This window comes from Dactylosporangium sp. NPDC049140, assembly GCF_040648435.1.
This window is the reverse complement of record NZ_JBEZDS010000012.1, coordinates 232,673-245,671: the sequence shown is the minus strand read 5'-3', so window position 1 is coordinate 245,671 and position 12,999 is coordinate 232,673. Positions and strand designations below refer to the sequence as shown.

Annotated in this window: 12 protein-coding genes; 7 read left to right on the top strand and 5 right to left on the bottom strand. The window is 72.1% G+C overall.

The annotated features are described in order from the left end of the window. Window positions 1-91 precede the first annotated feature (91 nt). On the bottom strand, window positions 92-577 hold the full coding sequence (locus tag AB0B76_RS22075; protein WP_360378021.1) for a MarR family transcriptional regulator: 486 nt from the start codon (window positions 575-577) through the stop codon (window positions 92-94). Window positions 578-633: 56 nt separating this feature from the next. Here AB0B76_RS22075 and AB0B76_RS22070 point away from each other — a divergent pair, with 56 nt between their 5' ends. From AB0B76_RS22070 to AB0B76_RS22055, 4 genes are all read left to right on the top strand, one after another. Beyond that, complete coding sequence (locus AB0B76_RS22070; protein ID WP_360378018.1) at window positions 634-1,527, top strand: EamA family transporter; 894 nt, start codon at window positions 634-636, stop codon at window positions 1,525-1,527. 11 nt (window positions 1,528-1,538) lie between these two features. Beyond that, complete coding sequence (locus tag AB0B76_RS22065) at window positions 1,539-2,819, top strand: glycoside hydrolase family 16 protein (protein ID WP_360378016.1); 1,281 nt, start codon at window positions 1,539-1,541, stop codon at window positions 2,817-2,819. Between the two features lie 10 nt (window positions 2,820-2,829). Continuing rightward, window positions 2,830-4,011, top strand: a complete 1,182-nt coding sequence (locus AB0B76_RS22060) for an NAD(P)/FAD-dependent oxidoreductase (RefSeq protein WP_360378013.1) — start codon at window positions 2,830-2,832, stop codon at window positions 4,009-4,011. A gap of 404 nt (window positions 4,012-4,415) precedes the next feature. After that, window positions 4,416-5,657 carry an MFS transporter gene (locus tag AB0B76_RS22055; protein ID WP_360378010.1) on the top strand — a complete coding sequence of 414 codons (1,242 nt, stop codon included), beginning with the start codon at window positions 4,416-4,418 and terminating at the stop codon, window positions 5,655-5,657. Window positions 5,658-5,660: 3 nt separating this feature from the next. On the opposite strand, the gene AB0B76_RS22050 is transcribed toward AB0B76_RS22055, so the two are convergent. The 4 genes from AB0B76_RS22050 to AB0B76_RS22035 all read right to left on the bottom strand — a co-directional run bounded on the left by AB0B76_RS22050 (window position 5,661) and on the right by AB0B76_RS22035 (window position 9,831). Then, on the bottom strand, window positions 5,661-6,497 hold the full coding sequence (locus AB0B76_RS22050) for a carbohydrate ABC transporter permease (RefSeq protein ID WP_360378007.1): 837 nt from the start codon (window positions 6,495-6,497) through the stop codon (window positions 5,661-5,663). 1 nt (window position 6,498) lies between these two features. Next, entirely contained in the window at window positions 6,499-7,380 is an 882-nt protein-coding gene (locus AB0B76_RS22045) for a sugar ABC transporter permease (protein ID WP_360378005.1), read from the bottom strand. 2 nt (window positions 7,381-7,382) lie between these two features. Beyond that, the gene (gene ngcE, locus AB0B76_RS22040) at window positions 7,383-8,792 is read right to left on the bottom strand and encodes an N-acetylglucosamine/diacetylchitobiose ABC transporter substrate-binding protein (protein WP_360378003.1); all 1,410 of its coding nucleotides are present in this window, start codon (window positions 8,790-8,792) and stop codon (window positions 7,383-7,385) included. 76 nt (window positions 8,793-8,868) lie between these two features. Then, entirely contained in the window at window positions 8,869-9,831 is a 963-nt protein-coding gene (locus tag AB0B76_RS22035) for an ROK family protein (protein ID WP_360378001.1), read from the bottom strand. A gap of 53 nt (window positions 9,832-9,884) precedes the next feature. Between AB0B76_RS22035 and AB0B76_RS22030 the strand changes: the two genes are divergently transcribed. From AB0B76_RS22030 to AB0B76_RS22020, 3 genes are all read left to right on the top strand, one after another. Further along, on the top strand, window positions 9,885-10,781 hold the full coding sequence (locus AB0B76_RS22030; RefSeq protein WP_360377998.1) for a MurR/RpiR family transcriptional regulator: 897 nt from the start codon (window positions 9,885-9,887) through the stop codon (window positions 10,779-10,781). Further along, window positions 10,778-11,671: an N-acetylmuramic acid 6-phosphate etherase gene (murQ, locus tag AB0B76_RS22025; protein WP_360377996.1), complete on the top strand. Its 894-nt coding sequence runs from the start codon at window positions 10,778-10,780 to the stop codon at window positions 11,669-11,671. The genes AB0B76_RS22030 and murQ overlap by 4 nt, the downstream gene beginning before the upstream one ends. 104 nt (window positions 11,672-11,775) lie before the next feature. Then, window positions 11,776-12,993 (top strand): C39 family peptidase, encoded by a 1,218-nt coding sequence (locus AB0B76_RS22020; protein ID WP_360377994.1) that lies wholly within the window; start codon window positions 11,776-11,778, stop codon window positions 12,991-12,993. The last annotated feature ends 6 nt before the right edge of the window (window positions 12,994-12,999 follow it).

Genomic DNA, 12,999 nt, shown 5'->3' with positions numbered 1-12,999 from the left:
ACAACCGAAAGCTCATCAGGGGTCACCGACACATGAAACTACCCGCACCCACCCAGCGACCCCACGACACGCCGCACCTAACAAAGCACTACTAGCCGCCGGCAGCGGCCAGGAGGTCGCGCAGCAGGGCCGAGAGGCGCTTGCGGTTCGCCTCGGGCAGGCGCTCGAAGACCTCGCGCTGCGCGTCCAGGCCCGCCACCACCGCCTCGTCCACGACCTCGCGGCCGCGCGGCGTCAGCGTGATGACCAGCCCGCGCCGGTCGCCGGGGTCCGGCGATCGGGTCACCAGCCCGGCCCGCTCGAGCCGGTCGAGCCGCCCCGTCATCCCGCCCGTGGTCAGCATCAGCGACGCGCTCAGCGCCTTGGGCGGCAGCTGGAACGGCTCGCCGGCGCGGCGCAGGGTCGCGAGCACGTCGAACTCGCCGCGGTTGATGCCCAGCGCGGCGTACACCTTCTCCTGCCGGTCCCCGAGCACCTTCGCCAGCCGGTAGATCCGCCCGAACGCGGCCATCGCGTCGGTGCGCAGCTCCGGCCGCTCCTGCGCCCACTGCGCCACGATCCGGTCGACGTCGTCCATGCCGGAATTCTAGCATTAGCTTGCGGCTAAGTGACTTAGTGGTAAGCTACTTAGTCATGAGGAACATGACGGCCATCCCGCCCCTGCTGTGGGGGAGCACGTACCTCGTCACCACCGAGCTCCTCCCGCCCGGCCGGCCGCTGCTGGCCGGGGCCCTGCGCGCCCTGCCCGCCGGGCTGCTGCTCATCGCCGTGGCCCGCGCCCGACCCCGGGGCGCCTGGTGGTGGCGCTCCGCCCTGCTCGGCACGCTCAACATCGGGCTGTTCTTCGCGCTGCTGTTCGTGGCCGCGTACCGGCTGCCCGGCGGGGTCGCGGCCGTCCTCGGCGCGCTCGGGCCGTTCGTGGTCGCCGGGCTCGCCTTCGGGCTGCTCGGCCAGCGCCCGGCGCGCACGGTGCTGCTGGCCGGGGCCGCGGGCGTGGCCGGCGTCGCGCTGCTGGTGCTGCGCTCGGAGGCGGCGCTCGACCCGATCGGGCTGGCCGCGGCGGCCGGCGGCATGGTGTCGATGTCCCTCGGTACCGTGCTCGGCCGGCGCTGGGGCGTCCCCGGCGGGTTCGCCCACCGGCGCACCGCGCTGCTGGCCCTGACCGGCTGGCAGCTGACCGCCGGCGGCCTCCTGCTCGCCCCGGCCGCGCTGCTCGTCGAGGGCGTGCCGCCGGTGCCGACCGGGGGCAACGTCGCCGGCTTCGCGTACCTGTCGCTCGTGGGCACCGCCGGGGCGTACGTGCTGTGGTTCCGCGGCGTCACCACCCTCCCGCCCGCCCAGGTGACCCTGTTCGGCCTGCTCAGCCCGGTCGTCGCGGCCGCGCTCGGCTGGCTCGCGCTCGGCCAGTCCCTCTCGGCCGGCCAGCTCGCCGGGGCCGCGGTCGTGCTGGTCGCGGTGCTGATCGGCACGGGATCCGTCAAGGTCGGCAAGCCGACAAGATCGCTGCGGCCCGCGACCGCGCCGTAGCCTTGGTCCGCATGGTGTCGCTCCGCCCGAGGACCCGCCGAGCCGGGATCGCCGCGCTCGTCGTCGTGGCCCTCATCGGGCTGGCGGCGCTCGCCGCGCCCGGCGGGGGCGGCGACCACGAGGGGCGGCTGCTGACCCGCACGTCCTCCGCGCAGGTCACCGCCGGGGTCGGCTGGACGCACCGCTGGACCGCCGCGCCCGGGGGCGCCACCGACGCGGCCGGCAACGAGTGGGAAGCCGACGCCGGGGTGGTGCGGGGCGGCGAGGCCCCCAAGGCGCTCAATGCGGGAATTCCGGCGCCGTACCGGTACACCCGCGGCGGCACCCCGGCGTTCACCCTGCCGGTGCCGCAGCCCGGCACCTATGCCGTGACGCTCTCGCTGTCGGCCCCCGAGCGCGGCCCCGCGCCCGAGGCGACAGTCACCGTCAACGGCCAGAACATCCGGCTCGCCGCCACCGGCGCCGGGCGCGTGCGGCACGCCGTCGTGCTCGTCCCCGCCACCGGCGACGCGGCCGCGCTCACCGTCGGCGCGCTGCACAACCTCGCCGGGGTCGCCGCGGTCACCGCCACCATGGCGCGCACCGGCACCGACCCGCTGCGCACGGAGCTGGCCGAGGAGTTCGACGGGCCGGCCGGCACCGCGCTCCTGCCCGGCTGGCGGCACGAGACCGGCGGCGGGGGCTGGGGCAACGAAGAGCTGCAGGTGTACACCGAGGATGCCGCCAACGGCGCGCTGACCGGCGACGGCCGCCTGGCCATCACCGCGCGCCACGACGGCGGCCGGTACACGTCCGCGCGGCTCCGCAGCGCGTTCGAGGCCCAGTACGGGCGGATCGAGGGCCTGCTCGAGGTACCACCGGGAAAGGGCCTTCTGCCGGCGTTCTGGATGCTCGGCGCGGACGTCGCCACCGCGGGCTGGCCGCAGGCGGGCGAGGTCGACCTCATGGAGTCGCTCGGCGCCGGCGAGCCCGGGGTCGTCCACGGCACGTTCCACGGCCCCGACGGCTCGGCGCGCGGGTGGGAGCGCCCGTTCACCGCGAAACCGGCCGGCGGCCCCGTGCACCGGTACGGCCTGGAGTGGTGGCCCGGCGTCCTGCAGTGGTCGGTCGACGGCGTGGTGCAGGCGACCCTGCGCCAGGAGGACCTCGGCGCGAAACAGGCGTGGGTGTTCGAGCGCCCCGCGTTCCTGCTGCTGAACGTGGCCGTCGGCGGCCGCTGGCCCGGCCCCCCGCCGCCCGCGACGGCGTTTCCCCAGACGATGTACGTCGAGTCCGTGCACTGGTGGCGCTAGGGTTTCGGCCATGACCTTCGATGCCATCGTGGTCGGCGCGCGCGTCGCCGGCGCGCCGACCGCCATGCTGCTCGCCCGGGCCGGGCGGCGGGTGCTCCTCCTGGACCGCGCCACCTTCCCCAGTGACGTCACGTCGACGCACCTGATCCACGTGCCGGGGATGGCGTACCTGCGCCGGTGGGGCCTGCACGACGCGGTCGCGAACGCGGGCGCGCCGCCGCTGCAGCGCTTCTCGATGGACTTCGGCCCGTTCACCATCAGCGCCCCGCCGCCCGCGGACGACGGCGCCGCCCACCCGTACTGCGTGCGCCGCACCGTGCTCGACGCGATCCTGCTCGACGCCGCCCGTTCGGCCGGCGTCGTCGTGCGCGAGGGCACGGCCGTCGAGGGTCTGCTGCACTCCTCCGGCCGCGTGACCGGCGTGCGCGGCGAGGGCTTCGAGGAGCACGCGAGCATCGTCATCGGCGCCGACGGCCTGCGCTCGGTCGTGGCCCGCTCGGCCGGCGCCGGGACCTACGACGCCACGCCGTCGCTCACCGCGTGCTACTACGCGTACTACCAGGGCGTGCAGCCGCGCGAGGCCGCCGAGATCTACCAGCTGGGCGACCGCGCGGTGGTCCTCTTCCCGACCAACGACGGCGCGACGTGCGTGTTCGTGGCGTGCCCGGCCGCGCAGTTCCACGACTTCCGCACCGACGTCGAGGCCGGCTATGCGCAAGCCCTGGCGCGGGTACCGGCGGTGGCGGCCCGGGTCGCGGCGGCCACCCGGATCGGGCGCATGCACGCGACCGCGGACGTGCCGAACTTCTTCCGCACCTCGGCCGGCCCGGGCTGGGCCCTGGTCGGCGACGCGGGCTACCACAAGGACCCGGTGATGGCCGCGGGCATCACGGACGCCTTCGTCGCCGCGCAACTGCTGGCCGACGCCGTCCACAAGGGACTGGCGGACGACCTCGACGCGGCGGTGTCCGCCTACGCCGAGGAGCGCGACCGCCGCTTCCGGCCCGCGCTGCAGCTCACGTGCCAGCTGGCGTCGATGGAGCCGCCGGCGCCGGAGATGGCCGCGCTGTTCGCCACGATCGCCGCGAGCGAGGCGGAGTCGACCCGCTTCTTCGGCGTGATGCAGGGCAGCACCCCGATCGCGGAGTACTTCGCCCCGGACAACCTCGCCCGCATCATGACCGGCGCCTGAGGCTGTACTGCTTTCCTGGCTCGCTGCGCTCGCGGTGGGGGAGCTCCGCTCCACCCACACCCCCTCAACATCTACGCCGGGGCGCTCGAGCACCGAACTGGCGCGAGGCCGGTGTCCGCCGCCCCCCGGCTCGCAGCGGCGCCGGTCAGGTCGAGCAGACCGAGCGCCGTCAGTCGTTGCGGCGTCGACTAAACTGATGCCGGACCCGTCCGCGCGCAATTGAGGAGCTTCGATGTCCAAGACGATTGACCGAGCTTCCGTTCGCCCCTTGGTGACCGCAGCCGGCTGGTAATGCCGCGCGTGTAGCAGAGTCCGCACACATCCCGGTCGCCGGGCGAGGTGACACGTGTTACCGGCCCTTGGCGCCTTTTGGCGTCCCCAGTCGCCCTTCCGGGAGCTCTGCTGTGTCCGCTCGTCGTCCTTCCCTGCTCCGTGCCCGCATCCTGGGCAAACGCCTGATCGCTGCCCCGCTCGCCGCGGAACCCGCCGCGCATACCGTCAGCCGGAATGTCCGCCTGCTGGGCTGGTTCAACTTCTGCGGCGATTTCCGCATGTACGGGCCGATCATGGTCATCTACTTCGCGCAGGTCACCGGCTCGTATACCGCTGCCGCCAGTCTCCTGGCGGTGAAGATGCTGGCGTCGGCGGCGTTCGAGGTGCCCACCGGAGTGCTCTCCGACCGCCTCGGCCGGCGCGGCACGATGATCGCCGGCGCCGTCGTCATGGTGACCGCCCATCTCGGGTACGCCGGCGCTCCGGGCTACGGCCTCCTCCTGGCGGCAGTCGTGCTCGAGGGGCTGGCGACCGCGCTGTGGAGCGGCAACAACGAGTCGCTGCTCTACGACACGTTGCTCGAAGCCGGCCGGGAGGATGAGTTTCCCCGGCACTCGGGCCGGGTGAGCTCGATGTTCCAGATCGCGCTCGCACTGGCGGCGGCCGTCGGCGGCGTGGTTGCCGGCGCGTGGTCGCCGCGTGCGGTGGTCGTGCTGTCGGTGCTGCCGCAGGTGCTGTGCGTGCTCGTCGCCTTGCGGGTCCGGGAACCACGGGTGCACGGCCCGCTGGAGTCGGGAGCGCTGGTGCATCTCGGCTCGGCCCTGCGCGGCATCCGCCGTGATCCGGTGCTGCGCCGGATGACGCTGGTGTCGGCGCTTCGCTACAGCAGCGAAAGCGCGGCCCGGCTGTCGCCCGTGTTCGTGGCCGGGCTGTGGCCGCTCTGGGCGCTGGGCCTTTGGCGCACCTTCGGCCATGGCGTGGCCTTCGCCGGCTTCCGCGTCAGCGGCCGGGTGATCGGCCGGTTGGGCGCGGCCCGCACGCTGCTGCTCGGTGAGCTGTTCGACAGCGTGGTGAACTTCATTGCGCTGGTCAAGCCGACGGTCGTCTCGCCCGTGCTGCTCGGGTCACCGGCCTACGGCATATCGACCGTCGCCCAGCAGACGCTGCTGCAGCGCGGGTTCACCGACCGGGAACGCGCCACGATGGGCTCGCTCGCGGCCTTGCTCGGCAGCGTGCTCTACGCCCTCGTTGCTCTGGGAGCCGGCCTGGCGGCCGACCGCTGGGGCATCGTTGCGGCGTTGCTCGCGATCCAGGCGGTGGTGCTGATCGCGCTTCCGCTCGCCTGGTGGGTGCACACGCACACCGCGGCGTGAGGTCTACTTGAGGTGGCCCGCGGTCAGGCCGGACTGGACCTGGCGCTGGAAGACCATGTACAGCAGCAGTACCGGCAGCATGGCGATCGTCATGCCCGCGAAGAGCCCGCCGAAGTCGCCCGCGTAGCCCTCGTTCACCGCCAGGGCCGTCAGGCCCTGCGCCAGCACCCAGCGTTTCTCGCTCCCCTCGCCCTGCATCAGCACGATCGGGAAGATGTACTGGTTCCACTGGGTCAGGAAGTTGAAGATGCCGACGCTGATCAGGCCCGGCCGCGCCATCGGCAGCATGATGCGGAAGAACAGGCTCCAGTGTGAGCAGCCGTCGACCAGGCCCGCCTCGGCCACGGCGGTCGGGAGCGTGCGGAAGAACGCGGTCAGGAAGAAGACCGTGAACGGCAGGGAGTAGGCGGTGTACACGAGGATCAGGCCCGGCAGGGTGCCCAGCAGGCCCAGGTTCTTGACCACGAAGAAGAGCGGGACCAGGGCCAGGAAGACCGGGAAGACCATGCCGCCGGCGAAGGCGTAGTAGACGAGGCGCAGGCCGCGCAGTTCGTAGCGGGCCAGCACGTATGCGGCCATCGCGCCCAGGAGCATGGTCAGGGTCAGGGCGCCGGCCACGACGATGGTGCTGTTGAGGAAGTACCGGCCCATGTGGGCCTCGTTCCAGGCGCGGGTCCAGTTCGAGAAGCGCAGCGTCGCCGGGAGGCCCCACGCGTCGGACAGGATCTCGTCGTCGCTCTTGAACGACGAGACCACCGCCCACAGCAGCGGGAACGTGGTCAGCAGGGCCCAGCCGAAGAGGAAGACGTGGGAGAAGGCGTTGCCGAGGCGTAGGCGCACGTCAGTACTCGATGCGTTCGCGGCGGGTCAGGCGCAGGGACGCGATCGCGACCGTGAGCGTGACGAAGAACATTGCGACGCCGATCGCGGAGGCGTAGCCGAACTTGGACTCGCCGAAGGCGGTGTTGTACAGCCGCAGCCCCACCACGTCCGTGCTGAACTCGGGGCCGCCGTTGGTGATGATCTGCACGAGCGCGAAGGCGTCCAGGGCGACGATCGCGAGGTACACCCACGCGACCTGGATCGTGTCCCACAGCAGCGGCACCGTGATGCGCAGCAGGGTTGTACGCCGGCCCGCGCCGTCGAGCAGGGCCGCCTCGTAGATCTCGCGCGGGATCGACGACATCGCGGCGCCGAAGAGCACCACGTAGAAGCCGACGTTGCTCCACACCATCACGAACAGGACCGCCCAGAAGGCCACGTCGGCGTCGCCGAGCCAGGTGCGGGTCAGCGAGTCGAGGCCGACGGCGCGCAGGAAGCCGTTGACCAGGCCGCCGTTGGGGGCGTACATCTCGCGCCACAGCACGCCGATGATGGCCACCGAGAGGACCTGCGGGAAGAAGTACACGATGCGGTACACGGCGCCGAACCGCACGCCGTGGATGTTGAGCATGGACGCGAAGAAGAGGCCCAGCACGATGGTGGCAACCGGCAGCACGGCGAGCAGGATGCCGTTGTGTTTCAGGGCGTTCCAGAAGTACTCGTCCGAGAGCAGGCGCTGGAAGTTGCCGGGGCCGACGTAGTCCCACTTCGGGCTCAGGCCGCGCCAGTTCGTGGTCGAGACCTGGAACGCCTGCAGATACGGCGAGACGACGAAGACCGCGTAGACCGCCACGGCGGGCAGCAGGAACGTGATGGCGAACAGGCGCCGACCGTGGCGCATCCTCAGCTGCTCCGCTTGTACTTCTTGATGGTGTCGTCCTTCGCGATGGAGTCCGCGCCCTTCTGGCACTGCTCCACGAACTGCTTGGCGTTGATCTGCTTGGTGAACAGGGCGCCGCAGGCGGCGTCGACGAGCTCGCGCTCGAGCTTGCGGTAGTAGGAGTTGTACACCCAGTTGAAGCCCTTGTCCCCGGAGGCCTTGAGCGCCTTGGTGACCGACGCCAGCCCGGGCGGCAGATTCACGCCCTGGTCGAGCCCGGCGACGCAGGTGAGGCTCGCGACCCGGTTGGTGAAGTCGACGGCGCCCTTCTTGGACAGCATGATGCGCAGGTACTCCAGCCCGCCGGCCAGGTTCCTGGCCTTGGCCGGCACGATGAACGGCTCGCCGGTCGTGCCGCGCAGCGCCTCGAACGGCAGCTTGTCCGACGTGGACAGGCTCGACGTCGGCGCGACGGTCATCTGGAAGTCCGGGGGCGTGACGGCCTTCTGCTCGCTCTCCAGCCAGGACCCGCAGGAGATGAACACGGCCTTGCCCTTGCACCACTCGGTCTGCGACTGGATGTGGTCGAGCCCCTCGGAGCCGGGCATGATGTACCCGTCCACCGCCAGTTGCGAGTAGGCGTCCGCGGCCGCGAGGATCGCCTCGTGCTTCCAGGCGTTGGGCTCCAGGTTGTCGATGGCCACGAGGATGTCCTGGCCGGCCATCTTCGCCGCGGCGGACAGGATCGGCCACGACATGTACCGCGGATGCTTGCCCTGATAGGTCCACGGCGAGATGCCGGCCGCCTTGATGGTCTTGCACAGGGCGATCATCTCGTCCCAGGTCTTCGGGTACTGCCAGCCCTTGTCGTTCATGAGCTTGGCCGAGTACCAGATCCCGTAGACGGTGTAGGTGTAGTTGAGCGCCATCGTCTTGCCGTCGTAGGTGCCGGGCAGCAGCGAGCCGGGCAGCAGCGTGTCGCGCACCTTCTTGGCCGGGTCGTCGATGCTCGGCGCGTCGAGCAGCGGGCCGAGGTCGGCGAGCGCGTTCTGCGAGACGAGGCCGTTGAAGTCGATCTGGCCGGCGCCGGAGTTGTCGATGACGTCGGGCGGGCTGCCGTCGACGAACCGGGGCTGCAGGGTCTGGCCGATCTGCTGCGTCGCCGAGTGCTTGACCTGCGCCTTCGGGTACTTCTCGGTGTACATCGCCTCGTGCGCCTTGGCGTAGTCCTCGCCGAAGCCGCCGTTGAAGACGACGATCTCCAGCGGCGCGTCCTCCTTGACGCCCAGCGGGTTGACCGCGTTCTTGGCGCCCGAAGGGGTGCTGTTCGGTTTGTCGTCGTCGCCGCCGGACAGGGCACAGGCGCCGAGCGAGGCCGAGGCGGCGGCCAGCGCGCCCGCGCTCAGCAGACTGCGTCGCGAAACAAGACTCATCGCCGACTCCTTCAGAAGGGACGCCCGTCGATGAGAATGAAGGTTTCCTTCCAAACTTGCAAGAGGCGGAAGATTGTTACCGCGTCAGCCGCGCGTGTACCACAGCGTCCGGAAAATCGCCTTTGACCTGCGTGATCGCCAGCCATACGGCGCCCGCCGGGCCGTAGGACGCGGCCATGGGCACGATCCGGTAACGCTCCCGCACGGCCGCCACGACGCGATCGGCCACCGGGCCCTCCGACAGCAGGACGGACCCCGCGAGAACGACGGCCGGCGGTGATGAGCTCCGGGCGTGCCCGGCAACCGTCGACAGAGTATGCAGCAGATGCGCCGCGGCCTCCTCGGCGAGCCCGAGCGCCACCGCGTCCCCGGCCGCGGCGAGCGCGCTCACCGCCGGGGCCAGGGCGCCGAGCGCGGCCGGGGTGCGGTCGAACGCGGCCCGCAGCAGCGCCTGGGGGTCGCCGGCCGGCACCTCCAGCCGGGCGCTCAGCGCCTCCGTCAGCGCGGTGGCCGGTCCGCGGCCGTCGAGCGCGCGCAGCACGGCGCGCAGGCCCGCGCGGCCGAGCCAGACCGCCGAGCCCTCGTCGCCGAGCAGCCAGCCGTACCCGTCGCAGCGGTGCGTCAGCCGCCCGCCGGCGAACGCGGCCCCGACCGCCCCGGTGCCGGCGAGCAGCAGCAGTCCGTCCGGCGACGGCGAGCCCGCGGCGAAGCCGACCTCGAGGTCGGTCACCGCGACCACCCGCCCGCCCGGGCCCGCGGCGCGCCAGGCGTCCTCGGCCGCCGCCTGGGTCGCGGCCCGCACCGCGGCGCCGCCCGCGATCCCGACCACGCCGAGCCCGACCCGCCCGGCGTCGTGCGGGGACTCATCCAGTAGATTGCGCAGCGCGGCCGTGAGCGCCTCGGCCGGCGACGCGCCGCTCGAGTTCCGGTTCGCCCCGCCCGACTCCGCCCGGGCGAGGATGTTGCCATCGAGGTCACTCAGCGCACAGCGCGTCGTCGTGGCACCCGCATCCACGCCGATGACCAGGGACTCCCGCATCGCGACACCGCATTCCATTGACGAAACCGACGAGGCAACGGAAACTTTTCCACATGACGGACGAAGCTCGCCAGGTCTCCACGGCCGTGAAGATCCGCGGGCTCCTGCCCTCGCTGTCGCGGGCCGAGCAGCGGGTCGGCCGGATCATCATCGAGGAGGCGGCCACCGCCGCGCAGATGACGATCACCGAGCTGGCCAAGCGCGCGGCCACCTCGGAGACCACGGTCATCCGCTTCTGCCGCGCGATCGGCGTCTCGGGCTACCCCGAGCTGCGGCTGAAGCTGGCCGCCGAGGCCGGCCGGGTGCAGGACGACCAGGCCCAGGAGGCGGTCGGCAGCGACATCAGCCGCTCCGACGACCTCGGCCAGGTGGTCAAGACGATCGCGTACGCCGACGCCCGGGCCGTCGAGGACACCGCCGCCCAGCTCGACCTGGAGGCGCTGGGCAAGGTCATCGCCGCGATCGCCGCGGCCCGCCGGGTCGACATCTACGGCGTGGGCGCGAGCGCGTTCGTGGCCCAGGACTTCCAGCAGAAGCTGCACCGCATCGGGCTGACCACCTACGCCTGGTCGGACCTGCACCTGGCGCTGACCAGCGCGGCCCTGCTCGGCAAGGGCGACGTCGCGGTCGGCATCTCGCACACGGGCACCACGGTGGACACCATGGAGGCCTTCGCCGAGGCCGGCCGCCGCGGCGCGACCACGGTCGCGCTCACCAACTTCCCGAAGTCCCCGATCACGCGGGTCGCCGACCTGGTGCTGACCACCGCCGCGCGGGAGACCACCTTCCGCTCGGGCGCGATGGCCAGCCGCCTGGCCCAGCTCACCGTGGTCGACTGCGTGTTCGTCGGCGTCGCCCAGCGCACCTACGACCGCACCCGCACGGCGCTGGAGGCGACCCGTGACGCGGTGCGAAGCCGGCGGACCAAGGCGGATCGGGGCCGCTGGTGAGCGTCTCGCCCACCGAGGAGCGCAACCCGCACACGGTCTACATCGACCAGCTGCCCACGCTCGACATGCTCAGGCTCATCAACGCCGAGGACCGCAAGGTCGCGCCGGCGGTGGCCGCGGTACTGCCCGAGGTCGCCGCGGCCGTCGAGCTCGCCGTCGCCGCGCTGCGCTCCGGCCGCCGCATGCACTACTTCGGCGCCGGCACCTCGGGCCGCATGGCGGTGCTCGACGCCGCCGAGCTGCACCCGACCTTCGGCGTCGGCTACGAGCGCGTGGTGGCCCACATCGCGGGCGGCCTCTCCGCGCTGCACACCGCGGCCGAGGGCGCCGAGGACGACGTCGAGCTCGGCGCGGCCGCGGCGGCCGGCCTCGGCCCCGGCGACGTGGCCGTGGGCGCGACCGCGAGCGGCACCACCCCGTACGTCGCCGGCGCGCTGCGGGCCGCCCGCGCCGCCGGGGCGAGCACGGTACTGGTCTCGGCGAACCCGGCGGCGCCGCTGGCCGACCTCGCCGACGTGCACATCGCGGTCGACACCGGCCCGGAGGCGATCACCGGCTCGACCCGCATGAAGGCCGGGACCGCGCAGAAGCTGGTGCTCAACGCGCTGTCGACGGCGGTCATGGTCCGCCTCGGCCGCACGTACTCCAACCTCATGACCGACATGGTGGCCAGCAACAGCAAGCTGCGCGACCGCCAGGTACGCATGCTGGCCCAGGCCACCGGCCTGCCCGTGCCGGCCTGCACGGCCGCGCTGGCCGAGGCCGGCGGCGACTCGAAGGTCGCCCTGGTGGCCCTGCTGGCCCAGACACCGGTGGCCGAAGCCCGCCGGGCCCTGGAGCAGACGGACGGCGTCGTACACGCCGCACTGGTCGAGATCCGCGGTCGGTAAAAAACCTTCGAAGTACGGTAGCTGGTTGGAAGGTATCGACATCCGGGTCGATCACGGTATAGCGTGCCATCAATCAATCGCCTCGGGTTTTCCCTGGAGGAGCGATGGCACGTATCGCCGGGGGCCTCGCGTTGGCCCTGGTTGCGACATTCCTGAGCGCGGCGCCCGCCGCCGCGCATCCGGTCACCCACGACGAGCAGATCTCATTCCAGCGCTGGCGCACCTTCCCGCACTGGGAACGCGGGACCCAGGACCAGTGGGAGACCGCCACCTGGACCTCGCCCAAGCAGAAGAACCGGTTCGGCGCGAGTGAGCTCGTCGCCTCCTGGAACGCCCAGACGCCCGCCGGCACGTGGCTGCAGGTCGAGATGGGCGGCACGTACACGAACGGCGAGTCCACGCCCTGGTACGTGATGGGGCGCTGGGCCTCCGGCGACCAGGACATCCAGCGCACCTCGGTAAACGGTCAGGGCGACGCGTACTCCACGATCTGGACCGACACGTTCTCGATCGACGACGTGTCCAAGGGCGTGCTGCTCGCCGACTACCGCCTGCGCGTCACGCTGTTCCGCAAGGCCGGCGCGCACGCGTTCCCACGGGTGTCGCAGGTCGGTGCGATGGTCTCCAACGTGCCCGACCGGTTCACGGTCGCGCCGAGTGCCGGGCACATCGCGTGGGGCCGGGAGCTCGAGGTGCCGCGCTACTCGCAGAACATCCACATCGGACAGTACCCGCAGTACGACGGCGGCGGCGAGGCGTGGTGCTCCCCCACCTCGACCGCGATGGTCGTCGAGTACTGGGGGCACGGGCCGAGCGCGGCCGACCTCGCCTGGGTCGACCCGTCCTACGCCGACCCGCAGGTCGACCACGCGGCCCGCATGACCTACGACTACGCCTACGAGGGCGCCGGGAACTGGCCGTTCAACACCGCGTACGCGGCCACGTTCGGGCTGTCCGGCATCGTGACCCGGCTGCACTCGCTCGACGAGCTGGAGCGGTTCATCGCGGCCGGCATCCCGGTCGTCACCTCGCAGTCGTTCCTCGCCTCGGAGCTGACCGGCGCGAACTACTCGACGTCCGGGCACCTGTTCGTGGTCGTCGGGTTCACCGCGACCGGCGACGTCATCGTCAACGACCCGGCCTCGTCCTCCGACGACGCCGTGCGCAACGTGTACTCGCGCGCCGAGTTCGAGCAGGTGTGGCTGCGCACCAAGCGCCACCGCGCGGACGGGTCGGTCGCCTCCGGCAGCGGCGGCGTCGCATACCTCATCACGCCCCCGTGGAAGCCGCTGCCGCGCGTGCCCGGCTCGGAGAATTGGTAGGTCCAC

What these genes read in the sequence shown, in the direction of transcription:
- AB0B76_RS22075 (WP_360378021.1), bottom strand. Translation starts at nt 577, where the DNA reads ATGGACGACGTCGACCGGATCGTGGCGCAGTGGGCGCAGGAGCGGCCG.
- AB0B76_RS22070 (WP_360378018.1), top strand. Translation starts at nt 634, where the DNA reads ATGAGGAACATGACGGCCATCCCGCCCCTGCTGTGGGGGAGCACGTAC.
- AB0B76_RS22065 (WP_360378016.1), top strand. Translation starts at nt 1,539, where the DNA reads ATGGTGTCGCTCCGCCCGAGGACCCGCCGAGCCGGGATCGCCGCGCTC.
- AB0B76_RS22060 (WP_360378013.1), top strand. Translation starts at nt 2,830, where the DNA reads ATGACCTTCGATGCCATCGTGGTCGGCGCGCGCGTCGCCGGCGCGCCG.
- AB0B76_RS22045 (WP_360378005.1), bottom strand. Translation starts at nt 7,380, where the DNA reads ATGCGCCACGGTCGGCGCCTGTTCGCCATCACGTTCCTGCTGCCCGCC.
- ngcE (WP_360378003.1), bottom strand. Translation starts at nt 8,792, where the DNA reads ATGAGTCTTGTTTCGCGACGCAGTCTGCTGAGCGCGGGCGCGCTGGCC.
- AB0B76_RS22035 (WP_360378001.1), bottom strand. Translation starts at nt 9,831, where the DNA reads ATGCGGGAGTCCCTGGTCATCGGCGTGGATGCGGGTGCCACGACGACG.
- AB0B76_RS22030 (WP_360377998.1), top strand. Translation starts at nt 9,885, where the DNA reads ATGACGGACGAAGCTCGCCAGGTCTCCACGGCCGTGAAGATCCGCGGG.
- AB0B76_RS22020 (WP_360377994.1), top strand. Translation starts at nt 11,776, where the DNA reads ATGGCACGTATCGCCGGGGGCCTCGCGTTGGCCCTGGTTGCGACATTC.